General features: G+C 33.9%; 36 protein-coding genes. 33 read left to right on the top strand and 3 right to left on the bottom strand.

Annotation, left to right across the window (positions count from 1 at the left end; translation table 11 throughout):
* Positions 1-289: 289 nt before the first annotated feature.
* Positions 290-571, top strand: a complete 282-nt coding sequence (locus DW114_RS18490) for a hypothetical protein (RefSeq protein ID WP_117455443.1) — start codon at positions 290-292, stop codon at positions 569-571.
* Positions 572-584: 13 nt separating this feature from the next.
* Here the strand turns inward: DW114_RS18490 and DW114_RS18485 are convergent, their stop codons facing one another.
* The 3 genes from DW114_RS18485 to DW114_RS18475 all read right to left on the bottom strand — a co-directional run bounded on the left by DW114_RS18485 (position 585) and on the right by DW114_RS18475 (position 3,060).
* A complete protein-coding gene (locus DW114_RS18485; protein WP_158552349.1) occupies positions 585-1,925 on the bottom strand; it encodes a recombinase family protein in 1,341 nt (446 codons plus the stop codon).
* A 132-nt stretch (positions 1,926-2,057) separates the two neighbouring features.
* Positions 2,058-2,372 carry a hypothetical protein gene (locus tag DW114_RS18480; protein ID WP_117455439.1) on the bottom strand — a complete coding sequence of 105 codons (315 nt, stop codon included), beginning with the start codon at positions 2,370-2,372 and terminating at the stop codon, positions 2,058-2,060.
* A 52-nt stretch (positions 2,373-2,424) separates the two neighbouring features.
* On the bottom strand, positions 2,425-3,060 hold the full coding sequence (locus DW114_RS18475; protein WP_117455437.1) for a LexA family protein: 636 nt from the start codon (positions 3,058-3,060) through the stop codon (positions 2,425-2,427).
* A 144-nt stretch (positions 3,061-3,204) separates the two neighbouring features.
* Here DW114_RS18475 and DW114_RS18470 point away from each other — a divergent pair, with 144 nt between their 5' ends.
* The 32 genes from DW114_RS18470 to DW114_RS18310 all read left to right on the top strand — a co-directional run bounded on the left by DW114_RS18470 (position 3,205) and on the right by DW114_RS18310 (position 23,478).
* Entirely contained in the window at positions 3,205-3,447 is a 243-nt protein-coding gene (locus DW114_RS18470) for a helix-turn-helix transcriptional regulator (RefSeq protein WP_117455435.1), read from the top strand.
* Between the two features lie 26 nt (positions 3,448-3,473).
* The gene (locus tag DW114_RS18465) at positions 3,474-3,674 is read left to right on the top strand and encodes a hypothetical protein (protein WP_117455433.1); all 201 of its coding nucleotides are present in this window, start codon (positions 3,474-3,476) and stop codon (positions 3,672-3,674) included.
* A gap of 259 nt (positions 3,675-3,933) precedes the next feature.
* On the top strand, positions 3,934-4,635 hold the full coding sequence (locus tag DW114_RS18455) for a Rha family transcriptional regulator (protein WP_117455428.1): 702 nt from the start codon (positions 3,934-3,936) through the stop codon (positions 4,633-4,635).
* Between the two features lie 208 nt (positions 4,636-4,843).
* A complete protein-coding gene (locus DW114_RS18450; RefSeq protein WP_117455426.1) occupies positions 4,844-5,251 on the top strand; it encodes a hypothetical protein in 408 nt (135 codons plus the stop codon).
* Positions 5,252-6,064 carry a DUF1351 domain-containing protein gene (locus DW114_RS18445; protein ID WP_117455424.1) on the top strand — a complete coding sequence of 271 codons (813 nt, stop codon included), beginning with the start codon at positions 5,252-5,254 and terminating at the stop codon, positions 6,062-6,064.
* Positions 6,064-6,795: an ERF family protein gene (locus DW114_RS18440; RefSeq protein WP_158552348.1), complete on the top strand. Its 732-nt coding sequence runs from the start codon at positions 6,064-6,066 to the stop codon at positions 6,793-6,795. The genes DW114_RS18445 and DW114_RS18440 overlap by 1 nt, the downstream gene beginning before the upstream one ends.
* Complete coding sequence (locus DW114_RS18435) at positions 6,780-7,076, top strand: hypothetical protein (protein WP_117455420.1); 297 nt, start codon at positions 6,780-6,782, stop codon at positions 7,074-7,076. Before DW114_RS18440 ends, DW114_RS18435 begins: the two co-directional genes overlap by 16 nt.
* Positions 7,069-7,590, top strand: a complete 522-nt coding sequence (locus tag DW114_RS18430; protein ID WP_117455418.1) for a hypothetical protein — start codon at positions 7,069-7,071, stop codon at positions 7,588-7,590. Before DW114_RS18435 ends, DW114_RS18430 begins: the two co-directional genes overlap by 8 nt.
* A gap of 8 nt (positions 7,591-7,598) precedes the next feature.
* Positions 7,599-8,087 carry a hypothetical protein gene (locus DW114_RS18425; protein WP_117455416.1) on the top strand — a complete coding sequence of 163 codons (489 nt, stop codon included), beginning with the start codon at positions 7,599-7,601 and terminating at the stop codon, positions 8,085-8,087.
* A 27-nt stretch (positions 8,088-8,114) separates the two neighbouring features.
* On the top strand, positions 8,115-8,591 hold the full coding sequence (locus DW114_RS18420; protein ID WP_117455414.1) for a phage replisome organizer N-terminal domain-containing protein: 477 nt from the start codon (positions 8,115-8,117) through the stop codon (positions 8,589-8,591).
* Positions 8,592-8,767: 176 nt separating this feature from the next.
* Complete coding sequence (locus tag DW114_RS18415) at positions 8,768-9,013, top strand: hypothetical protein (RefSeq protein WP_117455412.1); 246 nt, start codon at positions 8,768-8,770, stop codon at positions 9,011-9,013.
* 29 nt (positions 9,014-9,042) lie between these two features.
* Positions 9,043-10,041, top strand: a complete 999-nt coding sequence (locus DW114_RS18410; protein ID WP_117455410.1) for a phosphoadenosine phosphosulfate reductase family protein — start codon at positions 9,043-9,045, stop codon at positions 10,039-10,041.
* Positions 10,042-10,053: 12 nt separating this feature from the next.
* Positions 10,054-10,239: a hypothetical protein gene (locus DW114_RS18405; protein WP_117455408.1), complete on the top strand. Its 186-nt coding sequence runs from the start codon at positions 10,054-10,056 to the stop codon at positions 10,237-10,239.
* Positions 10,236-11,207: a hypothetical protein gene (locus tag DW114_RS18400; RefSeq protein WP_117455406.1), complete on the top strand. Its 972-nt coding sequence runs from the start codon at positions 10,236-10,238 to the stop codon at positions 11,205-11,207. The genes DW114_RS18405 and DW114_RS18400 overlap by 4 nt, the downstream gene beginning before the upstream one ends.
* Position 11,208: 1 nt before the next feature.
* Entirely contained in the window at positions 11,209-11,550 is a 342-nt protein-coding gene (locus DW114_RS18395; RefSeq protein WP_117455404.1) for a hypothetical protein, read from the top strand.
* A 5-nt stretch (positions 11,551-11,555) separates the two neighbouring features.
* A complete protein-coding gene (locus DW114_RS18390; RefSeq protein ID WP_117455402.1) occupies positions 11,556-12,215 on the top strand; it encodes a ThiF family adenylyltransferase in 660 nt (219 codons plus the stop codon).
* The gene (locus DW114_RS18385) at positions 12,184-13,026 is read left to right on the top strand and encodes a hypothetical protein (protein WP_117455400.1); all 843 of its coding nucleotides are present in this window, start codon (positions 12,184-12,186) and stop codon (positions 13,024-13,026) included. The genes DW114_RS18390 and DW114_RS18385 overlap by 32 nt, the downstream gene beginning before the upstream one ends.
* Positions 13,023-13,649: a hypothetical protein gene (locus tag DW114_RS18380; RefSeq protein WP_187426235.1), complete on the top strand. Its 627-nt coding sequence runs from the start codon at positions 13,023-13,025 to the stop codon at positions 13,647-13,649. Before DW114_RS18385 ends, DW114_RS18380 begins: the two co-directional genes overlap by 4 nt.
* An 18-nt stretch (positions 13,650-13,667) precedes the next feature.
* On the top strand, positions 13,668-14,378 hold the full coding sequence (locus DW114_RS18375; RefSeq protein ID WP_117455398.1) for a hypothetical protein: 711 nt from the start codon (positions 13,668-13,670) through the stop codon (positions 14,376-14,378).
* Between the two features lie 16 nt (positions 14,379-14,394).
* Positions 14,395-14,853, top strand: coding sequence for a single-stranded DNA-binding protein (gene ssb, locus DW114_RS18370; RefSeq protein ID WP_117455396.1), 459 nt, complete (start codon positions 14,395-14,397; stop codon positions 14,851-14,853).
* Between the two features lie 16 nt (positions 14,854-14,869).
* The gene (locus tag DW114_RS18365) at positions 14,870-15,205 is read left to right on the top strand and encodes a hypothetical protein (RefSeq protein WP_117455394.1); all 336 of its coding nucleotides are present in this window, start codon (positions 14,870-14,872) and stop codon (positions 15,203-15,205) included.
* Positions 15,198-15,398: a hypothetical protein gene (locus DW114_RS18360; RefSeq protein WP_117455392.1), complete on the top strand. Its 201-nt coding sequence runs from the start codon at positions 15,198-15,200 to the stop codon at positions 15,396-15,398. The genes DW114_RS18365 and DW114_RS18360 overlap by 8 nt, the downstream gene beginning before the upstream one ends.
* Before the next feature lie 4 nt (positions 15,399-15,402).
* Entirely contained in the window at positions 15,403-15,987 is a 585-nt protein-coding gene (locus DW114_RS18355; protein WP_117455390.1) for a hypothetical protein, read from the top strand.
* A 771-nt stretch (positions 15,988-16,758) separates the two neighbouring features.
* The gene (locus DW114_RS18350) at positions 16,759-17,217 is read left to right on the top strand and encodes a tetratricopeptide repeat protein (protein ID WP_117455445.1); all 459 of its coding nucleotides are present in this window, start codon (positions 16,759-16,761) and stop codon (positions 17,215-17,217) included.
* Positions 17,218-17,350: 133 nt separating this feature from the next.
* Positions 17,351-17,530, top strand: a complete 180-nt coding sequence (locus tag DW114_RS18345; RefSeq protein ID WP_117455388.1) for a hypothetical protein — start codon at positions 17,351-17,353, stop codon at positions 17,528-17,530.
* Positions 17,527-17,907 (top strand): hypothetical protein, encoded by a 381-nt coding sequence (locus tag DW114_RS18340; protein ID WP_117455386.1) that lies wholly within the window; start codon positions 17,527-17,529, stop codon positions 17,905-17,907. The genes DW114_RS18345 and DW114_RS18340 overlap by 4 nt, the downstream gene beginning before the upstream one ends.
* 21 nt (positions 17,908-17,928) lie before the next feature.
* Positions 17,929-18,843, top strand: a complete 915-nt coding sequence (locus DW114_RS18335) for a terminase small subunit (RefSeq protein ID WP_117455384.1) — start codon at positions 17,929-17,931, stop codon at positions 18,841-18,843.
* A complete protein-coding gene (locus tag DW114_RS18330; RefSeq protein ID WP_117455382.1) occupies positions 18,830-20,089 on the top strand; it encodes a PBSX family phage terminase large subunit in 1,260 nt (419 codons plus the stop codon). The genes DW114_RS18335 and DW114_RS18330 overlap by 14 nt, the downstream gene beginning before the upstream one ends.
* On the top strand, positions 20,086-21,525 hold the full coding sequence (locus DW114_RS18325; RefSeq protein ID WP_117455380.1) for a phage portal protein: 1,440 nt from the start codon (positions 20,086-20,088) through the stop codon (positions 21,523-21,525). Before DW114_RS18330 ends, DW114_RS18325 begins: the two co-directional genes overlap by 4 nt.
* Entirely contained in the window at positions 21,518-22,759 is a 1,242-nt protein-coding gene (locus DW114_RS18320; protein WP_117455378.1) for a minor capsid protein, read from the top strand. The genes DW114_RS18325 and DW114_RS18320 overlap by 8 nt, the downstream gene beginning before the upstream one ends.
* A 4-nt stretch (positions 22,760-22,763) precedes the next feature.
* A complete protein-coding gene (locus tag DW114_RS18315; protein ID WP_117455376.1) occupies positions 22,764-22,958 on the top strand; it encodes a hypothetical protein in 195 nt (64 codons plus the stop codon).
* A gap of 55 nt (positions 22,959-23,013) precedes the next feature.
* Positions 23,014-23,478: a Gp49 family protein gene (locus tag DW114_RS18310; protein ID WP_117455374.1), complete on the top strand. Its 465-nt coding sequence runs from the start codon at positions 23,014-23,016 to the stop codon at positions 23,476-23,478.
* Positions 23,479-23,486: the final 8 nt, after the last annotated feature.

The raw sequence follows: 23,486 nt of genomic DNA, 5'->3' as shown, positions 1-23,486 counted from the left end.
TGTATTCAGTACGTTTTAATTATTTGTACTGTCTACTTTTGAGAATCGTATCACTTATCTATATGCTTTTTGTTTTTCATGATGATGAAAGAAAAAGATGAATTAATTATGATGTAAAACAGATCAATCAAGGGAAAACCTGATTGGTCTTTTTGTTTGTGCACTGTGTGGAAAATGGAAAAAAACTTAAAGTAAATCATCATTTTTCACGAAAAAATATAATTATTTTTCATTTTTGTGACAAACGCTTACATTTGTTGTATCCTTACAATCACAGGAGGTAATGCAGATGGAAGTAAAACAATTATATGAAATTTTAGAAGATGAGTATAAAGAACAAAGTGTATCCAATAGTAAACATTGGAATAAGCTGTGGGATTTGTATGTGGAAGAGAAAAGTGCCGATTATCAGACTTTGCCCGTGAAGGAAGCTATTCCACGAATGATCAGTGATCAGAATTTAAGAATACGTAGACATTTTAATAACTGTATAGAAATGGGATTGTCCATACGTGTTGGGGATATCTGTTTCATTGACTATGGAGAAGCATACATCAATGAGATAGTCTGATTATGCAACATAATTATTGCAAAAAAATATCGATATTATCATAGTCATTTACAACAATGTAATCAATAAAAGAGTGCCAAAAAACGCTTTTACCATTATCATCAAATTGATCATATATTTCCGATATATTCATGTTTAATAGCTTTTCGTAATCTTCTTTTGCTTTTGCAATCATTTTTAAATTAGTTTTTTTACTCTCTTCATCCAAAATTTTATTAAGACCTTCATATTTATTATCAAATTGTTCTTTGCTAATTTTACCGTCAATATATAAATCTTGTAATCGTTTAATTTTATCTTTAGTGGCATCTATGATATCTCTGTTTTGTGTGATTTGTGATTCATACGCACTCAAAGTGTATATTTTATTTTGTATTGCATCCATTACAATAGGCAACAGGTGTTTTTCTAGCTTTTTTTCTGCCAGACATTGATGTGTGCCATTGCCCCTTTGGCACTTAGGGCATTTGTACATTTTGTATTTTAATTTGCGATCACCACTATTTCCGTTGCTCGAACTACCCCCAAGTCGCATACCACAAACTTTGCATTTGATAAGTCCGCTAAATATATAAGTTTGATTTTTTGTTGCTTTAATTGTATTACCATCAAATATACGTTGTACACGCTCAAACTGTTCATTTTTAATTATTGGTGGGAAAATATATTTATCCCTATACAGACCTATGTAGGCTTGTTGCTTAAGTATGCGTCTATAAGTCTTACTACATAAGTCTAATTTATATTTGTTATTGATGACGCGAGTAAGTGTACGTATTTGTCTTACATCCTCAAATGTACGATAAACGTCTCTTATAAAATCTGCATCATCATTTATTACTGCATAACCGTCAGCACTACGAGTATATCCTCTTGGTAGCCGTCCGTTAATCAATTTGCCTTGAGACAACTTATAATCAAACACTGTTAATATACGCTCAGATACTTTAGCACGTTCTCTTTCGGCCAAATTTACTTTCAGATTAAATAAAAATCTGCCATCTGCTGTGGTTATATCTATATCTTCTTCGCCTATCGCTTTAAATGATACATTTAAAGGTTCAAACATTTCTATCATTTTATTTGCATCCAGTACATTACGACTAAATCTATCCAAGTTCGTAAAAAGTATAATATCATTACGCTGTAGATCATTCAACATCCTAAGCAATGCCTTACGCTTTTTTATTGTACTCGCAGATATGCCTTCATCTATATATTCATTAACAACTTCGTAATCATTTTCTTTACAGTAGGCATACAGTTTATTTAATTGAGCCGGTATAGAGTTTTTCTTTCTGGCTTGCTCTTCTGTCGATACACGCGCATATAATCGCACTTTTTGTTTAATCATTGTTATAACCTCCATTTTTATGTTAAAATGTAGGTACAATAAAAGCTATGACCGACCAAGTCATTTTATTGTACCAAGACGGTATTACCAGTACCGTTTATTTGCTCTGTGTTACCAGCACAGGGCTTTTTTTTATTTTCTCTTAAATGTTATATCTTGTCCGCTCATATTAATTGTTAATGTATCACCATCTAGTACAGCTTTAATATCAACGCTTTGATCACCTTCTGTTAACGTCATTGTGTTGGTGTCTGCATCGTACTTGTAATTACCACCACTACCATCTTCAAATTTAATTGTTGTTTCATCAATGGTCATTTCAGCTCCTTCTCCACTTCCTGTTCCTTCCCATTTTCCTGTGATAGTGGCTTTCTTTGATTCTCCTCCACATGCTGTTAAACCAAATACTACTAAAGTGCAAACTAATGCTATGAATAACTTCCTCATTCCTTTTCCTCCTTTGCTATTCATGATATGTAAACATCTAAAGATGTGTTTACTAAAATTTTGCCCTTAACTCAACAACTTTACCTATAATCTTAACAGGCAATTTTTCGATATCTTCTGCGGTATATTCCCAAGGATCATACTTGCTGTTAAATGGTATTAACATAATACCATCATTTAATATCTTAATTTTTTTGACTGTAGCCTCGTCACCATTAACTAATACTATTGCTATATCTCCGGTATCAACTGTTTCTTGCTTACGTACTATTACAACATCGCCTTCTTGCATTCTTGGTTCCATGCTGTCGCCTTTTATTTGCAAAGCAAAAAAATCACCAGTCTTAGCTAACTCTAAATTTATCTCCTCGTAATCTAAGATTTCTTCTATTGCTTCAATAGGTATACCGGCCACAACTTTACCTAGCACCGGGATTTTAATAGCATCAATGTTGTGTCTTTGATTATGATACTCTTCTGTTAATTCAGATTTATAAATATCTAGGTAGTCAGCGATTGCTTGAATCTTATCAATTCTGGGATATTTTTTAGCAGTTGACCAGTCAGATACTGTACTTGTACTTACATTAAGCAAATTGCATATATCTTTTTGGGTTTTACCATGTATTTTTAATTGATGATTAAAATTTGAGGCAAAAATTAATTTTTGCTTATCTTTTTCATTCATGATTATATCTCCCTTCGACTTGATTATAATACTAAAAGCGAGATAATACAATTAAAAGTTGAAATAAAATTATAATTTTTATTGACAACTCACTTTTAGCGAGTATAATTATAGACAGAAAGCGAGGTGATATGGTTGAATAAGATGAAAATTACGCTTAAAGCGTGTAGAACCAATGCCGGATACAGTCAAAAAGAAATTGCCCAAATATTGAATAAAACAAAAGAAACAATCGTTTCTTGGGAAAAAGGTAAGACTATGCCAGACGGATTTGAATTGCAAAAGCTTGCTAAAATATATGGTGTATCTAGTGACTTTATTTTTTTGGGCGATGAACTCGCTTTAAGCGAATATAGAGAAAATCTAAAAAAAGGATTATATCTTTAAGCTTAGAAAGGAAGTGATGTAATGATATGAAGAAAGGGAAACGTACATTAGAGGATTTTAATCTAAATGATGCGCAAAAAATCGCTAATGCAATAGCGTATGCACTTGGACAGCAGTATCCCGGAGTGCAGTTTGAAATGACAGCAAAAGAAAAGACACCTCCTGCCGACCAAAGCGTGGTGTCTAATCGTCAAGCCCTTATAAAAAGCTCCACAAGCAAATTATAAGGGATACGAAGACAAAAAGCAAGGGAGTGAATAAAAATGCATAAATTGAAAAAGGCTTTAATTTTTGCGTTACATGATACGAAATATGACATAGTTGGATTGCTAATCTTAACATTTACTTTTGAATTATACAATTGTGTAGAACTAAGTATATTAAAAGCTATGATTATCACATTATCTTATTTTATTATCACTAATTACCAGAAATCGCACTGATAAAAAAACAAATTTATCACATTTAAATGAAAGGATCATCCAAATGGAGCAAATAATTAATATTACATATGATCAAGACCACCAGCAACCAGTGGTATCAAGTTTACAGGTTGCAGAAAGCTTTGAAAAACAGCACAAAAACGTTATTCAATCTATAGAAAATCTCGTAGCTGAAAATTCAGCCGCCAAATCTTTATTTTATGAAACAACATACGAAAGCAGAGGAAAGCGATATCCGATGTATTTAATGAATCGGGATGGATTCAGCTTGCTGGTCATGGGGTTTACTGGTAAGAGTGCTTTAGATTGGAAGTTGAGGTACATTCAGGCGTTTAACGAAATGGAAAAACAACTAAAAGAAGGTATCCCAACAACCCCAGAAGAAAAATTGGATCTATTACTAGAGGTTGCACACAACCAAAAGGGAAAAGTTAAGGAAATCGACGAGCGTGTAACAAAAATCGAAAAGGACCAAAAAATAGATCCTACACAATATGGGTATATTGGAAAACTTGTTAATAGACGAGTACAAGAAGTAAAGGCAGTCTATAAGTACACTTGGAACAGTAGCCAAGTAGGAGCGTTAAGACATGGTATCAATAGTGATATCTGTAATGCGTTAGATGCACATCCACGTACACAAATACGTGCACACCGCTTTGATGAGGCATGCCGATTTATTACCGGGTGGAATCCGTCAAGCGTAACACTTAAAGAAATCGAGGAGCTAGAAGAACATGTATGAGTTTAAAAATCATTTGTTTATGATGTTTGTAGGTTTGATATGTGGAGGTATAGGCATTGTATGTTGTTTAATCATACTGGCAATACAAAGCATCCAGTTAGGCATGTAGATAGACGTGATCCTGATTACGTAGACGTGGATCAAGAAGAAGTTTTAGATAAAAAAGTAGATCACACAGAAGAAGTGTGGCGAGAAAGGAAAATAGATAATGAGCAAAATAGAAATCATCAGTGAAATCATTAATGTGTATGACGAAAATGAGGTACTTAAAAGAAAAGTTGAAATGTTGGAGTCAAAAAAAGAAGTATCTGTAAACACTGGCGGTAAATTAAGCGTTATAGATAATAAACTGTTGGAATATGGCAAACAAAAACTGGTCGAAGATTTGCTTTATGACTGGAATAAAAGTGTCAATATAGCTAAAAACGAAGATACTGGAGAACTAAAAATAGAGTCATATAAAGATTGGTTTAGGAGAGCTTTTAGTAGTAACAACATACCAACAAATATGTCGAAAGAAGAAGCTATTAATGTAGTCGAATCTAGTTTTATGAAAATCTATGAAGAACAAAAAAGGATAGCTATCGAAAGATTTAAGCAGGAGGAGGAAAAATAAATGGAATACGAAGTAACAATTAGTCAAACAAATACAGGATTACAAAGCAATGCCGATGCAACGCTTGTTTTGGTAAAAAGCGACGAGTATAAAAAATACAACTATGTTGTAGCAGCAGATAATTATGATCAAGCGGTAAAAGATAAAAAAATCTTAAAGAATGCAATCGATAAAGCAAAACGTACACGCATTGATTTCGAAAATAAGATTTTGGATGAATGGGCACCAATTAAAGATACATTGATGAAGGCGGAAAAAATAGTAGAAGGATATAAAGATGCTTTGGATGCTGGAGTTAAAACGGTTGATGAGCAAACAAAAGAAGAAAAGAGAAAAAAAATACACTCTTATTACATTGAAAATCTAAATGAGCTACAGATACCATTTGATAAAGTGCTGGATACTAAATGGCTTAATAAATCTTGTAAACAAAAGCAATGGCAAGAAGGCGTTATAAAAAAGATTGCAGATTATGAACTTGAATATAGTTTGTTAGAGAGGTCAGATGTTGAGGATAAGGAACTACTAAAAAGTATATTTATGGATGTGTGGGATAGAATGGAATCTTTTGCAATATATGATGCACAAATGGCGGCTAAAAAACGTGCGGAAGATCTTAGAAAAAAGAAGGAAGAACAGCTTAAAAAAGTACCTCCAATTACCACCTGTGGGGTGCACAATGATATACCAAGCATGCCAATCAAAAAGGATAAGGCAGTAAACAAAATGGTATGTATAAAAGGTAGTCAAGCAAATTACGATAAAGTTTTAAATTATGCTGTAGAACTCGGATTATCATGGGAGGAATTATAATGGCAGAAAAGACAGCAATAAAGACTAGTGAAAAGTCATTAAATATATATCAAAAAATGCTTAAGGCTCAATCAATGATTGAAACGGTAGCAAAAAACATAGAAGTTGAAGCAGGTAAACAGCGTACATATAAAGCTGTTAACGAAAGTGATGTATTGGATGCTGTAAAAAAGGCAGAGCATGAATGTGGAATTTATTCCTTTCCGTATTCTCGTGAAGTTTACGAGACAAAAGAAACCAAAAATCAGTACGGAACTGTCAGTTTTTGGATGCGATTTAAAGTTGTATACAGATTTGTTAATGTAGATGATACAAATGATTACATCGATATCACATCATATGGTGATGGAGTTGATTCATTGGACAAAGCACCAGGTAAAGGCATGACTTACGCTGACAAGTATGCCCTCATGAAGGCTTATAAGATCAGTACTGGAGATGATGCTGATAAAGAGGCATCTACAGAACAAACAGAAGTAAAAGAACAGCACCACAAGAGTATTGACGAATTGGTTTATGAGTGGAGTAAATGCCGTAAAAAATTATCTGAACTTGGCGTTGACTACAGAAGTGAAAGTATATCATCGTGGATTGCAGAAAAAACAGGGTGTGATAATCAAGACGCAGACATGAACAACCCTGAAAAAATTGAAAAAGTAAATCAAGCCTATAGGACATTGATAAAGTCAAAAATGGAAGAAGGGAGCTATGAAGAATGGCTAAATCAATAATGCAGACTGATGTGGAGTGCTATGTAACGCACTCCCGTATCAATCTACATAAGCACCATATATTTTATGGCACAGCGAACCGAAAAAAGTCTGAAAAATGGGGTTGTTGGGTTTATCTTACAGCGGAGTATCACAACATGTCAGACCACGGAGTACATTTTGATAAAGAGTTAGATTTACACCTAAAAAGAGAGTGTCAAGAGCGTTTTGAGGCACTATATGGACATGATACATTTATGATGGTGTTTAACAAAAATTATCTTGGTGATGTTGATGGCTAAAACAAAGATAGTAGCTAATTATTTACGTAAAGCGATAAATGAGGATGGCAATCTAGAAGTAACATTTGAGGTAAGCAATTATCATTACAAACGATATTGCCAGGAGTTACAGAAAAAAGCGTACAGCTTGGAAATTGCAGAAGTAAAAAGCAAACGCAGTATAAATCAAAACAATTACTTGTGGGCGCTGATCCACGAGATTACAAAACATCCAAACGCATCAAGTGATGATGAGTGGGATATGTATTGCATATTGCTATCACAGGCAAATGCAAAGTATGAGTATATGGTATGCCTCGTAGATGCGTTGGATACGTTAAAGCAAGAGGTAAGAGCTTTACAAGTATTAGGCTATGAAAAGCGTGAGAATGGCACTAAATGGGCACGTTGCAAAGTATTTATAGGATCCAGCAAAATGAACAAAGAAGAAATGTGTAAATTAATCAACACAACGTTAGAATATGCTGAACAACTAGGCATAGATACAGTTTATTATCGAGATATGTTGAAATAGGAGGCATAATGAAAGGAATTTTTAAAGCTCAAGAAGAGTTACAACAATTAAAAAATGAGTATAAAGCGTTTAAAAATGAATGTGAATTAAAAGAAATGTGCTTTATGCAAAAAATAAACGAAGCAACTAAAAAGTGTAACATTATTGTTTCTGGGATTGATTACGATGAAGTATCTAAAGCTAAAAAAATATTAGATATTTCATATAACGAAAATTACATTAATGAAATTCATTTTTTAGCAGAGGAAGTTATTAAAAAGTTTATTGAAGACCCTTACTTCTTTAAAAGCAAATATATGTATACAAAAATATATGCAGAAGTAGAACGAGGATTAGATTGCAGATATAGCTGTAGTCCTACATGGGGAAACAAGCTATGTGAAATAGGTTTGAATAGAGCTTACCGAAGCAAAAATTTAACAGAAGACCAAAAAGATACTGTTATTTATTACTTAAAATTGCTCTCGGAAGCAATGAATCTGGAATATTTTTTATGATTAAAAAATACATATTGAGGTGGTAAATTGGCAGAAAATAAACGTTACTACTGGCTGAAATTGATGGATGATTTTTTTACAGAGCCAACCATTGATTTCATGCTCGGACAGAAAAATGGATGTGAATATATAGTTTTATATCAAATGTTATGCTTGAAAACTCTAAATTCAAACGGAGTAATGGCAAGCAAAATAGGTGAAATGATCGTGCCTTATGATGTCGATAAAATCGTTAGAGATACAAAATATTTTAACCGTAATACGGTAATTGTTGCTCTTGAATTATACAAACAGTTAGGGCTTGTGTATGAGGATATAAACGGATGTTTAACGATAGATGGAATAGGTGACATGGTCGGAAGTGAGTCAAAATGGGCAAGAATTAAACGTGGACAGCGTGCGGACAAACAACTGGACAATGTCCAAACAGAAATAAAAACTTTGTCTCATGGACAAGATGTGGACAATCAATTGGACAATGTCCATATAGAGATAAGAGATTAGAGATAAGAGATAAGATAAAAGATAAAGATAAAATACCTTATCAGCAAATCGCTGATATGTATAACAACACTTGCGTGTCGTATCCTCGTCTAACAAAATTATCTGATGCTCGTAAAAAATCTATCAAAGCAAGATTACGTACATATAGCATCGATGACATACAAAGAGTGTTCTCAATGGCTGAGCAAAGTGACTTTTTGAAAGGAGCTAATAATCGTAACTGGTCAGCAAACTTTGACTGGATTATGAAAGATACTAATATGGCCAAGATACTTGACGGTAATTACATCAACAAAAAATCAAATAGTGTGGAGAGCAAGCAATTACCTGATTGGTTTAATAATCAAGATTTAGCGCAAAAGGACATAAATGTGGATGACAATGAGTTAAACGAGCTTCTAAAGAAACTGGAGGAAAAATAATTACGGACAATACAAAAATAGTAAAGGCAATGGAACGTATAGAAAGTATATATTATGACACTGGAGGTAAATGTTATTTATCATTTAGCGGTGGTAAGGACAGTACTGTAGTGTTGGCATTAATCAAAATGTGTCAGGATATATACACTATACCTCCAAATGCAATACCAGCAGTGTTTTGTAACACAGGCATAGAGTTAGGAGCAACAGTTGAGTTTGTACAATGGGTAAAGGATAACTATTACGATAATGTACAGGTCATCAGACCAGATCCTAAGCATCCATTTGATTGGATAATCAAAAATTATGGCAAACCAATGAAGTCAAAAATGAAGAGTGAGTACCTTAGTCGTTGGCATAAACGTAAGGATATCAAAGCGTTGAACATGTTAATAAGCGCTGATAAAAAAAGAGCTAAGTTGCAAATAGCAAATAAAGACATGCATATGTTACATCCTGACTTTGGAATCACAGCTACAGAAAAGTGTTGTAAATACTTGAAAAAACAGCCATTTGAGAAATATGGTAAAGATAATGGATACCTTGGGTATATCAATGGTATGCGACAAGAAGAGGGGGGGGCTAGAGAGCTTAACATGCTTAATAGAGTAACCAATGGTGGAAGTATCTGTACAGCTTATCACAAGGGCATGGTTAATAAAATGCCAATCATAGATTGGACGGAAAAAGATGTGGAAGATTTTATACAAGAACATCATGTGCCACTGTCAAAAGCGTATACAGTTTATGGTCTAAGTCGCACAGGGTGTTTCTTGTGTCCATATTCCAGATTTTTACAACAAGATTTAGAAACGCTACATACATATGAACCATTACGTTACAAGGCGGCTATGCACTGGCTAAAAGATGTGTATATAGCACAAAATGTACAATTGCCATTTGACAAAGGATATGAAAAAGAACGCGTTGAGAAATGGAATAACGAATATAGTGACATGCGGTATGAAATGATTAAAAAGTATCGCCCAGGTAAGGAAGATAGATACGGACAGAAAAGTCTGTTTTAGGAGGTAAAATAAATGATTGAGAATTTAAATGATGTAATCAATACACTTGACAACATCGCACAGGATTACAAAACACATACACACGAATGGAATCAGTTGGTTGACTGTATTGGATTCTTGTGCAATTTAAAAAGCGCCATGGATAATTTAGGCGTTTATATAACACAAAAAAACGATATGGATGGTAAGTTGCTATGAAGCTATTAGGCAAAATGCTCCACAATGCCATGTTATACAACAACGTTAAGGCAGACAATAGAGTTGTTACTATCCACAACACAGACCATGACGGATATGGGTTTGTTAGCATGTATGCGATACAATCATCTGATAGCGTAGAGTTTACAATATCTAAAAAAGATTATCAGACATTATCGATGTTTGATCAAATGGATATCGCAATCAAGGACAACAAGATATCCGTCAAAACAAAAAATGGTAAGATCACAATCGCAAATCTTACCGATATCGATATGTTGATACCAAACATAGATGATGTTTATGATACGCAAATAAAGCCAAATGATTTCTTGCCAGGCAGAAAGTTTGTAGGTAATGACAAAGTAAAAATACAGTCCAATGGATGTAATTGTGAGCCAAACGGATATTTTATATCAGATAGTCATGTGTTTTATATCTTTGTAAAAGACACATATCTAAAAAATAAGATTAACATCCCTAAAGAGGCATTTGATTACATCGGAGACATGACAACATGCAGCACAGACGAAAAGATTGTAGTGTTTGCCAACCCAGAGAGAGGACAGATGTTTTATACCACGCTTATAAATGTGTCTATGAACATTCCAAAGTTGGAGTACAGTGAAATATTTAAGGCCGCTTTCGACAAAGCTGAGCTACATGAAACTTTTAAACTATTAAAGCCTTATAGCAAATTTGTTGAGTTTAAATACATCAATGGTCAAATGCACCTGTTAACAAGTGAGGAAACAAATAACTTTGATATCATTGTATCATGTGATGTTATAAATGGCACTAAGTTACAAACGTATCAAAGTATTGACAATTTATTAAAAATCATAGATTTATCAGATGTAAGTGATGTGACATTATCGTTTAACAAAAACATGTGCTTTTATCAAAATGATGATGTTAAAGCTGGATCACTACACTATAGAGGTACCGATAAAATGGAGGTAGAATAAAATGGATCTAATGAGCATGTTAAAACCGGCAACGTTGGAAGATAAGTCAAAGCCAGATAAACCAAAAAAAGAAAAGAAAGTAAAATCTGAAAGTAAACCAGAAGAAAACGCAGATGTGCAAGATGAAAAAAAATCATACACGTATCCATTTGAAGTATATTTAGCGGCTGAAAAAAGAGATGTATCTTATATCTTTGCGGAGGGTCAAGTTTACACTGAGGATCAAATCACAAAGGCAATGCTGGAGCATGGATTTTATGAGTTTGCTGGCAATGTTAAATACGATTATATCCAAGATGATAATGTGCTTGTACCTGTATTCCAGCAACACAAAAAGGGGTAGCGAGTATGAAGTGCGTATTTATCATCGTGGGAGTCGGAGGTACCGGCTCCCTCCTGGCCCGGGATATACCTAAATTGATTATTAAACAGCCTCATAAAATGGTACTAATTGACGGAGATACAGTGGAAGAAAAAAACATGGTTCGTCAATCATATCAAAGCCATGATATTGGCGAAAATAAGGCGCTGGCACTGTCCACCAAGATAAATACTTTTTATGGGAATATATGCGAGGCGGTAGATAAGTATGTGACAAATAAAGAAATCGTTGAGCTTGTAAAAAGTTATGATGGATATATACCTGTACTTATTGGATGTGTGGACAACGATAAAACAAGAATGTTGTTAGAGCAAACATATCATGATTTAAATGATTGTATTTATTTAGACAGCGCCAACAGTGAATATGACGGTAATGTATATGTTAAAGCGAAAATACAAGGCAACGAAACAGGCGTGTTACGAAGCGAGAAGTATAATCTAAGTCAAGATATACATCCAGCTGATAAAAGCTGTGAGGCACAAGTGGCGGAAGGAAATATACAATACCTAGTCACTAATCTTAAAATGGCAACAACACTACTTGAACATATTAGTGCAATTGTGCACGGATCAGCGAAAGAAGGTGTAACAATTGTTAAGCGTTTTGAGACAGTACATTACTAAGAATAATCAAATACAAGAAAACAGTACAGCATTTTACATGAAAGCATTGCTTGAAAGATGTAAAAACGAAGCCTTGGTTAAACAAATTCTTGAATGTACAACAGAAAACAGAGAACAAATAATTGATTGTGAAGTTGATCCATTCAATCATTTGGTACATGATTTTCATTTTGCTGATGTTATGACATCTTTTGATAACAAAGAATTAAATTCATTAGATGAAAATATCACGATTAACTTAATTCTTGGATGTTATTTATCGGATGATGAATACATTATATTTGGAACAGAGGAATCAATCCTAGATGCATTTTTTGGATATACAAATAGAGGAAGAAGGCTTATAGATTATCATGAAGAAAGTATATTAGCAAACTACATAAACAAAGAATTCACGGAGCTAGAAGATGAATTTTGTGGAATAGATGACGATGAACTAGTTGATTATTATAAAAATAATGAATATGAGTTGACAGATGATTATGAATTTGTCCAAATTATGATTATTTTAGATGAAAATGGTGCTCAATATACTAATGTATGTAAAATTTTGAAAATGTTAGGATTATCAGAAGTAACTCCAGGGTTATGGCATTATGTTGGATTCGGATATTGTGGATCATATGAGCTTGATTTAAGCATGTCATCAAAAGATATAGCATCAACAAGTATCTTGAATTTACCAGCTATCAGAAATGTTGATAAATATAACGAAACACTAAATACATATGATCACGTTGAAGGATATGATGATTACTTATACATTTTGATAAATGGTATTTTATCAAGCAGTAGGGAGGTGATTTTTTGAAACAGATTATAATGAAGGTTACTGAAAATAATTCCGACATACAAACTTTAGAATACGATAGTATAGAAAATAAAGAGTACTTTAAATCTATCGACATCGAAAGTTTGATTGAAAAATTAGAAACATATGTAGCAAACAGAGATCATAAAAAATTTGGAAAGATAACATTAATGGATGATGTGATCATAGGTTTTGGTAAAGATGCTGTTGTTATCAATCAGCCAGGACATAAACGTATTGTTACATATCGTCAAAAGGCATACAAAATAAACTTTCCAAATGCGATTTATATTATGTACCATAGAGCTAATAAAATATGTCAAATAGACGCATATTGCTACAAAGAATATCTTGGTAAAAAAACTAAGTTATATAAATACGCAATGCCAAACATGCTTACCGAAAATAGAATATGCATAGGTACAGCACCCAAGGAAATAAAAAACAACGATTATGTAGAAGCCTTGGAAAAGGTTATATTCACACAATACACGCATGATCACACAGATAATATAAAGTCATTTAAAGAGACAAGAAAATACTTTGATTACTTATCAAAAAATAACTTCCCATATGATTTATTGATTGACGCAAATATGACATTACAGGCAGCTGTAAAATAAAAAAAAGGAGAAAGAAATATGAGCGGTATACAAATACATAAAGGTAAATTAGTTTTAGTACAAAAAAGAGAAAATGAATTGCTTGAAGATAGGTGCAAAAGAATTTGCAGAGCCATGATGATTGGGATTGAAGGATATGATGATTATACAAGTGCTTTACAATCTATTGGTGAATATATAGTTGTCGGTGATGATCTTTATCGTGTACATGACAAAGATATAGATGTATATGATCGTGAGACAGTATTAAATAAAAATAATGATGGATCATATTCTTATTTCACGCATTTTTATGATGGTGGAACAAATTTAACGGAAACACTTGAAGAAGAAATGGAAAGAGAGAAAAGAAAAATGTTACTAAGAGATATATTAGATATGCCAGATTATCTACAGAATAGATGTTACTGTCCTGGTGAAATTTATGAATTAAATGGATTCTTTTACGATGTATACAGTGGAGAAGAAGAATGCTATAAGATTGGAGAAAATGAAGATGTTATAGCTGTAATTTGTGGTAATCAAATCTTATATATCTATAAGTCTGATGACAAAAATACGGTAAAAGATATTACAAGAGTGGATGCTACGAAAAATAATATCACAATCATTAAACAGATTATTGCACACAAAAAGCCTAAAGGTAAATTAGACAGATTTAAAGATAACAATACAGAGCAAGCCCTTGAACATCTCATGAGTATGGCTGATGCAATCATTGTTGATTAATGAGTAGGAGGTTAATATGATCAATCGAGTAGTATTAGTTGGCCGTCTTACAAAGGATCCAGTATTGCGCAAAACAGGTGCTGGTAAATCAGTAGTATCTTTTACCACCGCCTGTGACCGTAAGGTAAAGGCCAAGGGGCAACCTACAGCAGATTTTATCAATTGCATCGCTTGGAACAAAGTTGCTGATTTAATGGCACAATATCTTCACAAAGGAAGTCTAGTTGGAGTGGAAGGAAGAATCCAGACACGTAGCTATGATGACCAAACAGGAAAGCGTATATATATTACCGAAGTGGTAGCAGATAGCGTACAATTCCTGGAAAGCAAATCCGCTAGTACAAACAATGCACAAGGCGGATATACACCTGATTACAATGCAAATAACCAGGATTATGAACCAGATACATCACGAGCATCTTATCCAAATGATAATGATACGCTTAAAATAGCTGAAGAAGATTTGCCATTTTAACTGGAGGTATACAAAAATGAATAAAAAAGTACAATTCACGCATGAGGAATTGGAATATATAAAGTTAAAAGTTGTAGGATATGATGCTCGTCTAGCTAAAGATGAAGGAAATGTAAAAGAACTACAAAAATCAATAGAAGAAAAAATAAACAATAGTCTTTATGGCGATGGATTAGAAGATAACGTAATACCTATGATAAAATATGAAATCACAGGTGGATTGCACGATCCGATTAAGTTTGCTTATCAATGTCCAAATTGCAAAAAACACTTTAACAATGTAGCAATCAAAAAAATAAAATTTTGTTATCATTGTGGCCAAGCACTGAAAAAGGGAGAAAAAAATGAATAAAGCACAAGAACTTAAAAAACTAGAATCATTAGGAATACCAATTGGTGTACCGTTTGAAATACAAGAGCTTACTGGTTGGTACAAGGTTGACATAGATAATAGACAAGTATTAGAGACAACACATGGGCGTGCAACAGTACCGGTACCAGGTATCTATCAGCATCTACTAGACGGTACATGGCATAAAAGGTAATAGTATGAGAGTGACAGACGGAGTAGATGTAAATCAATTTAGTGATGATGTACAAAAGATTATCAAAGACCAAGATTATTGCTTGGATGATGATTTTTTGAGACAGATAACAAAACCAAAACGTAGGGAGGATAGAGTAGATATGCTAACGTTAAAGGATAAGATAGAGCAATTTAAAAGGGATTGTAGGAGCAATGAATACTATACAAAGGCTATTTTAGATTGTAATGAACGCATTGAGGAACTAGACGTAAAACTTAACGGATTAGGTTGTCCAAATGGATCAACTGAACCAAAATGCGAAAATGCTGGGAACCCATATAAACCAAACAAAATTGAACCTATCATGTTACAGGATCAAATAAAGTTAGAGAGAAATGAATACATAAAAAAAATGAATTTTGTAAATGGGATGTTAATGAAGATAACTAATCCAACAGATAGACAAATGATTGTTGACTTATATATAGAGAACAAAAATCATCAATATGTAGCAGATAAATACCACTATGCTTCAAGGATGGCACTGTATAAGCATGTAAATAAAGTTTTAGAAAAGCTATTCACCAGTAACAAAGATAAAAAATAAAAGAGGATACAATGTAACCAAAAAAACGTGGTATTATGATAGCATGAAGAAGCAAGGGAAAGACATATTCCCCCTATGGATTTCAGAATCGCCTTGTTTCTTCGTCTATTTCCCTTTCTTGAGTGACTTGATGGGATAGCATCCAATTGATGCTTATCCTAATCTGCTTGTAATTGCGTGGAGGTAATTATGGGTAGATTAGGGTAAGTATTCACCTATCTATGACAATACCCTCAAACAAACGATGAGATAGGCGGTTTAAATGACCTGTGTTAACCGTTAAAAACGTGGCCCTCCAGCAGGAAACGAGTTGGACTAAGGATGAGTTAGCGCACTCATGTAGGTAGACAGAAAAAAGCGCTAAACGAATTTAAAAAAAGGCGAATCTATTAGCTTGCAATGATAGTGTACGTAAGCATTGCTAAAAACCTTTCCAAAAGACTAATCAATCGTACAAATAGTATTAGTCAGTGACAAAAAGCGTTGGTAGGACATGCTTAATATTGCGCGTTGTCACGTGTTCGTCTGGCAGAACAAGGAGCCGGAGGGCAGACATCACCTTACGATGTCATTTATATCGCATGTCAACTAAGTGGCAAGTTAACAGGTAGTACCTGGATATATTAGGTTCAAGTCCTAATCGTGCGCCGCTGTATGGTCAGCGAGAAAACCACAAAGCGATATCTTTAGATATCAGCGTAAAGCTCCTAATGGGGCTTTTTATTTATTTCTTTTGTAGTATAATCATTTATAAGGGAGAAGGGACCTATTATGATTTTACATAAAAAAAGAAAAAAACTAACATGGAGTAATATAAAACCACACATTCTTAAAGTTTGGGCAGTTATCGGAGGCATTAGTATCATATTATCAATACTTGGATATAGTGTAAGAGATCTATTTGAAAAAGATTGGCAAGGTATAGCTGAAGAAAAAAATAGTGAGGCATTAGAATTATATAATAAAGGGGAATTTGAAAACTCTATTAAATTATATGATTATGTCATTGGTCTTGAAAAGAAAAATATACGAAATTTAGATGTTGTGTACTTTAATAGGGGAATGGCATATTATAAAATAAGTGATTATCATCATGCAATTGGTGACTTTACTAATGCCATAAACATTAAACCAAGGTCAAAGTATTATCTTAATAGAGCTAACGCATATGAAAAGAATGGTGATACAGACAGAGCTTTAGAAGATAGGTTGAAAAGTATAAATGAATAGTTATAAGGAGCGCCATATAAGCGCTTTTATTTTTGAAAGGAATGATATAAATGAATAATTACACATATAAATATATCTTACTAACACCAATTTTAGGGTGGTGTTGTATTGTTAAAAAGGAGACGTATAAATCATGATCATAGTATGTAAAGATTGTCAAAAACGTTATCCAGGATGTCATGCAGGATGTGAGTGGTATAAAGCTGAATTAAGGGCTACACACGAGGAAAACAAACGAAGAGAACATGAAATGCAATCCGGATACGCAGCAAGCAGCAACTGGAATTACGATAAAAGAGGTATTAGAAAATGATTGTAAATATATTAGGCACTGATTATACGATAAAGTTAGTGGACTCAATTGATGGTAGAGCTGGAGAAACAGATTTTTACACCAAAGAAATATTAATCAGTATGCAAGATGATGTACCGCCTGAATATAAAACAAAAAATTTAAGAGATATGCAAAAGCATGTGTTAAGACACGAGTTGATACATGCTTTTTTGTTTGAATCAGGATTAGATCAAAACAGCAATCTATGTGAAAGTTGGGCAATAAATGAAGAAATGGTAGACTGGATGGCAATACAGATGCCAAAGATTATGAATATATATGATAGCATTACGAATGAAGTAATCATCGAATCAAGATATATCCATGACAAAAGATCGAGAATAATCAGAAAATAAAAAAGTTAAGGAAGTGAATGTATGCCAAGACAAAGAAGCCCAAGCAGAGATAAAGCCAAGCAGATGTACCTAGACAGCAAAGGCGAGATGTTGCTAAAGGATATAGCATCTCAACTCAATGTAAATGATACGCAAGTCCGTAAATGGAAATCTCAAGATAAATGGGAAGAGGAATTGAAAGGTAACGTTACCAATCGGAAAAGTAACGTTACCAAACAAAGTAAAGGCATAGATGGACAACCAAAAGTAGATTTATTGCCAGAAGAAATACAAACACTAAACAATGAGGAGCTGACCGAGAAACAGCGCCTTTTTTGTTTATATTATGTAAGGTGGTTCAATGCGACAAAAGCATATCAAAAGGCTTATGGATGTGACTATACAACAGCAATGGTCAATGGATGTAAGTTACTAAGTAATCCTAAGATACAAACTCATATTCAATCAATCAAAGATGCTAAGATAAAACAATCCATGTATACGGCCGAGGACTACTTCCAGAAGATGATAGATATTGCTTATTCAGATGTAACAGACTACATGACGTTCGGTCAAGAAACAGTAGCAGTTACGGGAGCATTTGGCCCATTAGAAGTTGTTGATCCAATTACTAAAGAGAAAAAGATATTAACAAAAGACATCAATGTGGTGCGTTTTAAGGATTCATCAGAAGTAGATGGAACGCTTATCCAGGAAGTGAAACAAGGCAAAGAAGGCGTATCTGTAAAACTCATTAGCAAAGAATTTGCGTTGAAGTGGCTTGATAAGCATTATAGTGATGCTACAGATATGCAAAAGGCACAGTTGGAGCAATTAAGAGTACATACAGATAAGCTAAAAGCCGAAACCAAAGAAGATGAAATCATTGATGATGATGGATTTATTGATGCTATAAAAAACGCAGAAACAGGCGAATGGACAGATGAAGAAATCTAAATCAGTATTCAAGTTTAAGCCGTTTTCCATAAAACAACTCAAGGTTCTAAAATGGTGGATTGATCCTAAAGTAAAAGATATGGATGGCGTGATTGCAGACGGAGCCATACGTTCCGGTAAAACGTTAGTAATGTCGTTATCTTTTGTCCTTTGGGCGATGGAATCTTTCAATGGTCAAAACTTTGGTATGTGTGGAAAAACAATCGGATCATTCAGACGTAACGTTTTGACACTACTTAAATTGATGTTGCGTAGTAGAGGCTACAAGGTTAAAGACCATAGAGCAGACAACCTTGTTGTGGTCATAAAAAATGGAGCAGAAAACTATTTTTACATATTTGGCGGAAAGGATGAATCATCACAAGATTTGATTCAAGGTATCACACTTGCTGGATGTTTCTTTGATGAGGTTGCACTTATGCCTGAAAGTTTTGTAAATCAAGCAACAGGGCGATGTAGTGTAGATGGATCTAAGTTTTGGTTTAACTGTAACCCTGCTGGTCCATATCATTGGTTTAAAGTTAATTGGATAGACAAACGCAAAGAAAAGCATCTGATATATCTACACTTTACTATGGACGACAACTTGAGCTTGTCAGAGCGCATCAAAGAGCGTTACAAAGCTATGTACAGTGGCGTGTTTTATCAACGTTACATCCTAGGTAAATGGGTAGTAGCTGAGGGCATCATTTATGATATGTTTGACAAAGCAAAACATGTCATCAATGAGATAAAAGATACAATGACAAGCAAATACTATGTAAGCTGTGATTACGGTACGCAAAATGCGACCGTTTTTCTTTTGTGGCAAAAAAAAGCCATGGGAGATTGGGTTTGTATAAAAGAGTATTACTATTCAGGGCGTGAGGAAAGTCGGCAGAAAACAGATAGTGAGTACGCAGATGATTTGGATGTATTTTTAAATGGCATAAAAGTAGAAGCAGTCATCCTTGATCCATCGGCCGCATCGTTTAAAGCAGAATTAAAAAAACGTGGTTACTATGTAAAAAAAGGAAAGAATGATGTGGAAAACGGCATACGTTTTGTAGGATCAATGCTGAGGCTTAATAAAATATCTTTTTTAGCATGCTGTGAAAACACAATAAAAGAGTTTGCTAGTTACATTTGGGATGAAAAAGCTTCCGAACGAGGTGAAGATAAGCCAGTTAAGGAGCATGACCACGCTATGGATGCTGTGAGATACTTCTGCTATACAATAATGCGCAAAGAGGTGAAATACCAATGAAAATATTTAAGCGATTGAAAAGAGGTGCTAAGGCAGCTATGAGTGCGATACGAGAACCAGTACAGATACAAGATTATATCCAAAGTCAGTTTCATACATTTATGGTTTCCGAAAAACGGAAACTGATGTTAACAGGCGTTAGGTATTATGAGATAGATAATGATATTATAAATCGTAAGAAATATCGTTATGATAAAGCGACTGGTAAAAGAGTAGAAGATGACAGTAGAGCTAATAATAAACTACCTCATGGGATGTATAAAAATATGGTAGATGAAAAAATTAGCTACACTTTATCGAAAGAATATACATTAACGTGTGAAGATAAAAAGTACCTTGCTAAAGTTCAAAGTGCTTTAGGTAAAAAGTTCAGCTATAAATTGTTACAATTGGGATACGAAGCGTCAAATAAAGGGACTGGATGGTTACATCCTTATATAAATGAGCAAGGTGATTTACAATTCATGATTTGCCCGGCGGAACAAATCATACCAGAGTGGGAAGATAATAGCCATGAGTCATTAAAATCTATTGTCTATTTCTATGATGAAGCATATCGTGAAAACGGTGAAGATAAAATACGCACACACATGGAATATTGGACAGCGGACGGAATGACATGTTACACACAAGAAGGATCTGTCTTATTTCTTAATCGTCAGAAAAGTTTTGATGATTATGGAAATAAAATAAGTCACTTTATAGCAAATGATGATTGGACATCATGGGGAAAGGTACCGTTTATTGCATTTAAAAACAATCTGATAGAGAAGCCGGATATAAAATTTGTAAAGAGATTAATAGATGGATATGATAAATCGCGCAGTGAGGTATCAAATTATATAGAGGAAATAAGGGATTTAATTTATGTAATAAAAGGATATGGAAACGCCGACCAAGAAGAAGTACGTCAAAACTTAAATAGTGGAATATTGATGCTTGATAACGATGAAGATGAAGATAACAGTGCATCTATATTATCATCTGTAACAGATATTACAGCAGCAAAAGAACACTGTGAACAATTAAAAAGAGATATCGTGGAAGCTGGACAGGGTGTTTTAAAAGATTTGGATAAATTCGGAAATTCGCCTTCAGGCGTTGCATTATCATTCATGTACAGTTTCATGGATTTAAAAGCAGGCATTCTCAATTTACAATTTCAAAATGCTTTTGAAGATTTATTATATTTTATTAATGTACATCTAAATATCAGCACCAGTGAAGATGTTAAGTTTTCATTAAATATGAATATGAAGGTTAATGAGACCGAAAACCTACAAAACTGCCAAGTTGCTAAAAACTTAGGTATATCAGAAGATACATGGTTAAGTAAGTGTGTGTGGGTTGACGACGTAGAAAAAGAAAAGTTAGCACTAGCTGAAAATATGGCATTTCAGGATAAAGTACCCATCAGAGGTATAACAGATGAGTAAGCACACAAACAGTGATTATTGGGAAGATCGTATAGCAAGAGAGACATGGAAAACATACAATGATGTAGAAGAACAAAACATGGACTTATTAAAAATGTATGATAAAACATCAAATGCTATAAAAAAAGAATTATATGCTCTTGCTGAAACAGCCGAGGAACAAGGCGGATTAACTAGGACACAACAGTATCGTTTTAACAAGCTACTTGGCCAACAAGGGACAATATACAAACAAATAGAAAAACTTGGTGAACAAATTGAAAAAATCCAATCTGATAGGATATTGAAAGCTGGAAAGTCTGTTTACGAAAACGTTATGAAATCATTGAATATTGCAGATTTTGACGAATTGAATAAAGGAGAAATGGAGCAGATGCTCAGATCCCCTTGGCACGGCTCATTTTTTAGCGAAAGACTGTGGAATGACATGGGAAAGCTAGAACGTAATTTAAACGGTATCATTAATGATGGTGTGTCTACAGGCAAAACAGCGACAGAGATGGCTGTGCAGTTATCTAACATAATGAATAAAACATTTAATGAAACTCACCGCTTGGTTAGAACTGAAACCATTAATTATATGAATCGAAGTGCTTTAAGAGGATACAAAGATGCAGATGTTACAAAAGTGCAATGGTGGGCAGCGGAAGATGAACGTACATGCGAAATTTGTGGATCAAATCATGAACGCACATGGGATATTGATAAAGCTCCCGTATTACCATGTCACCCAGGGTGTAGATGCACGTGGCTTCCGATAATCGAAGAAAATAAGCCACAAGAGTTATTGGAGTCAGAAAAAGCAGCCATTGTTAAATATGTTGGACCAGATGCTTATACTCTTAATGACAATCTTAGAAATGGTTATAGTCTAACCGAAGAAGAAAAGGAATGGATAAAGCAATTGGATTCTGCACTCTCTAAAATGCCTGCTATAAGTGGAATAGTGAATCGTTCATTGGCATTTATGTATAGGGAAGACAGAATTAAATTTATAGATATGCACAAACCAGGATCTGAAATTAACTACCACCAATATCTTTCTTCTTCAATAAACGAGGTGTATAATGAAGATGCGGATGTACAAATAATTATCCTTTCAAAAAATGGAAGGGATATACGTAGTTTTAATCCTAAAGAAAATGAAATACTATTTATGAGGGAAACTAAGTTTATAGTAATACAAACTAAGAAAGTCGGAGACACTACTTATATTTATTTAGAGGAGGAGTAGTTATATGAGGAACAGTGACATTGAAGAGTATAACAAAATGAAATTACATGAACCTTTAAAACCAGAAGTAGTAGGGCATGTTGAATTGACAGAAGATGATATAAAAATCGCTAAATATATGAGTAGTGAAGTGCATAAAAGACTGTTAGCTTCCGGCAAGATTACTAAAGAACAATTCGATGAATTAGAAAAAGATTAAGCACTCATAAATGAATTGGGTGCTTTTTTAGTGGCAAAACCACAAGGAGAATGAAATGAATAGTTATATCGGAACAAAATTAATTAAAGCTGAGGTAATGAACTTGGGAGATTACAACAAATACAAAGGATGGCAGATTCCTGCAGATGAAGAACCTGAAAAGGAAGGCTATTTGGTTCAATACTCTGATGATTATTGTTCATGGTCACCTAAAGATGTGTTTGAAAAAGCATATCTGAAAGTGGATGATAATCCTGTTTTGCCTAGTGGTGTTTCTGTAGGGCCTGACATGGTTGAAAATTTTATCAAAGAAAAACATGTAAGCACATTAGGAGACAGGACAACGTTGGTAAGGTGTGTACTTGTGAATGGTTTTGAAATAGTTGAATCATCCGCATGTGTTGATCCATTGAATTACAATGAACGTATGGGTACAGAAATTTGCATGGAAAAAATCAAGGACAAGATATGGTATCTTTTAGGCTTTTTATTACAGACGGCGTGGAAAGGTATTAAATGATGTGTGCC

This window comes from Absiella sp. AM09-50, assembly GCF_003433845.1.
Taxonomy (GTDB): domain Bacteria; phylum Bacillota_I; class Bacilli_A; order Erysipelotrichales; family Erysipelotrichaceae; genus Hoskinsella; species Hoskinsella hominis.
Note: the sequence above shows the minus strand (reverse complement) of the source record. Positions and strands in the feature narration are given on the sequence as shown.

Excerpts from the sequence above, each read along its gene's own strand:
- DW114_RS18490 (WP_117455443.1), top strand. The coding sequence starts at position 290 with ATGGAAGTAAAACAATTATATGAAATTTTAGAAGATGAGTATAAAGAA.
- DW114_RS18485 (WP_158552349.1), bottom strand. The coding sequence starts at position 1,925 with ATGATTAAACAAAAAGTGCGATTATATGCGCGTGTATCGACAGAAGAG.
- DW114_RS18480 (WP_117455439.1), bottom strand. The coding sequence starts at position 2,372 with ATGAGGAAGTTATTCATAGCATTAGTTTGCACTTTAGTAGTATTTGGT.
- DW114_RS18475 (WP_117455437.1), bottom strand. The coding sequence starts at position 3,060 with ATGAATGAAAAAGATAAGCAAAAATTAATTTTTGCCTCAAATTTTAAT.
- DW114_RS18470 (WP_117455435.1), top strand. The coding sequence starts at position 3,205 with ATGAAAATTACGCTTAAAGCGTGTAGAACCAATGCCGGATACAGTCAA.
- DW114_RS18465 (WP_117455433.1), top strand. The coding sequence starts at position 3,474 with ATGAAGAAAGGGAAACGTACATTAGAGGATTTTAATCTAAATGATGCG.
- DW114_RS18455 (WP_117455428.1), top strand. The coding sequence starts at position 3,934 with ATGGAGCAAATAATTAATATTACATATGATCAAGACCACCAGCAACCA.
- DW114_RS18450 (WP_117455426.1), top strand. The coding sequence starts at position 4,844 with ATGAGCAAAATAGAAATCATCAGTGAAATCATTAATGTGTATGACGAA.
- DW114_RS18445 (WP_117455424.1), top strand. The coding sequence starts at position 5,252 with ATGGAATACGAAGTAACAATTAGTCAAACAAATACAGGATTACAAAGC.
- DW114_RS18440 (WP_158552348.1), top strand. The coding sequence starts at position 6,064 with ATGGCAGAAAAGACAGCAATAAAGACTAGTGAAAAGTCATTAAATATA.
- DW114_RS18435 (WP_117455420.1), top strand. The coding sequence starts at position 6,780 with ATGGCTAAATCAATAATGCAGACTGATGTGGAGTGCTATGTAACGCAC.
- DW114_RS18430 (WP_117455418.1), top strand. The coding sequence starts at position 7,069 with ATGGCTAAAACAAAGATAGTAGCTAATTATTTACGTAAAGCGATAAAT.
- DW114_RS18425 (WP_117455416.1), top strand. The coding sequence starts at position 7,599 with ATGAAAGGAATTTTTAAAGCTCAAGAAGAGTTACAACAATTAAAAAAT.
- DW114_RS18415 (WP_117455412.1), top strand. The coding sequence starts at position 8,768 with ATGGCTGAGCAAAGTGACTTTTTGAAAGGAGCTAATAATCGTAACTGG.
- DW114_RS18410 (WP_117455410.1), top strand. The coding sequence starts at position 9,043 with ATGGAACGTATAGAAAGTATATATTATGACACTGGAGGTAAATGTTAT.
- DW114_RS18405 (WP_117455408.1), top strand. The coding sequence starts at position 10,054 with ATGATTGAGAATTTAAATGATGTAATCAATACACTTGACAACATCGCA.
- DW114_RS18400 (WP_117455406.1), top strand. The coding sequence starts at position 10,236 with ATGAAGCTATTAGGCAAAATGCTCCACAATGCCATGTTATACAACAAC.
- DW114_RS18395 (WP_117455404.1), top strand. The coding sequence starts at position 11,209 with ATGGATCTAATGAGCATGTTAAAACCGGCAACGTTGGAAGATAAGTCA.
- DW114_RS18390 (WP_117455402.1), top strand. The coding sequence starts at position 11,556 with ATGAAGTGCGTATTTATCATCGTGGGAGTCGGAGGTACCGGCTCCCTC.
- DW114_RS18375 (WP_117455398.1), top strand. The coding sequence starts at position 13,668 with ATGAGCGGTATACAAATACATAAAGGTAAATTAGTTTTAGTACAAAAA.
- ssb (WP_117455396.1), top strand. The coding sequence starts at position 14,395 with ATGATCAATCGAGTAGTATTAGTTGGCCGTCTTACAAAGGATCCAGTA.
- DW114_RS18365 (WP_117455394.1), top strand. The coding sequence starts at position 14,870 with ATGAATAAAAAAGTACAATTCACGCATGAGGAATTGGAATATATAAAG.
- DW114_RS18360 (WP_117455392.1), top strand. The coding sequence starts at position 15,198 with ATGAATAAAGCACAAGAACTTAAAAAACTAGAATCATTAGGAATACCA.
- DW114_RS18355 (WP_117455390.1), top strand. The coding sequence starts at position 15,403 with ATGAGAGTGACAGACGGAGTAGATGTAAATCAATTTAGTGATGATGTA.
- DW114_RS18350 (WP_117455445.1), top strand. The coding sequence starts at position 16,759 with ATGATTTTACATAAAAAAAGAAAAAAACTAACATGGAGTAATATAAAA.
- DW114_RS18345 (WP_117455388.1), top strand. The coding sequence starts at position 17,351 with ATGATCATAGTATGTAAAGATTGTCAAAAACGTTATCCAGGATGTCAT.
- DW114_RS18340 (WP_117455386.1), top strand. The coding sequence starts at position 17,527 with ATGATTGTAAATATATTAGGCACTGATTATACGATAAAGTTAGTGGAC.
- DW114_RS18335 (WP_117455384.1), top strand. The coding sequence starts at position 17,929 with ATGCCAAGACAAAGAAGCCCAAGCAGAGATAAAGCCAAGCAGATGTAC.
- DW114_RS18330 (WP_117455382.1), top strand. The coding sequence starts at position 18,830 with ATGAAGAAATCTAAATCAGTATTCAAGTTTAAGCCGTTTTCCATAAAA.
- DW114_RS18325 (WP_117455380.1), top strand. The coding sequence starts at position 20,086 with ATGAAAATATTTAAGCGATTGAAAAGAGGTGCTAAGGCAGCTATGAGT.
- DW114_RS18320 (WP_117455378.1), top strand. The coding sequence starts at position 21,518 with ATGAGTAAGCACACAAACAGTGATTATTGGGAAGATCGTATAGCAAGA.
- DW114_RS18315 (WP_117455376.1), top strand. The coding sequence starts at position 22,764 with ATGAGGAACAGTGACATTGAAGAGTATAACAAAATGAAATTACATGAA.
- DW114_RS18310 (WP_117455374.1), top strand. The coding sequence starts at position 23,014 with ATGAATAGTTATATCGGAACAAAATTAATTAAAGCTGAGGTAATGAAC.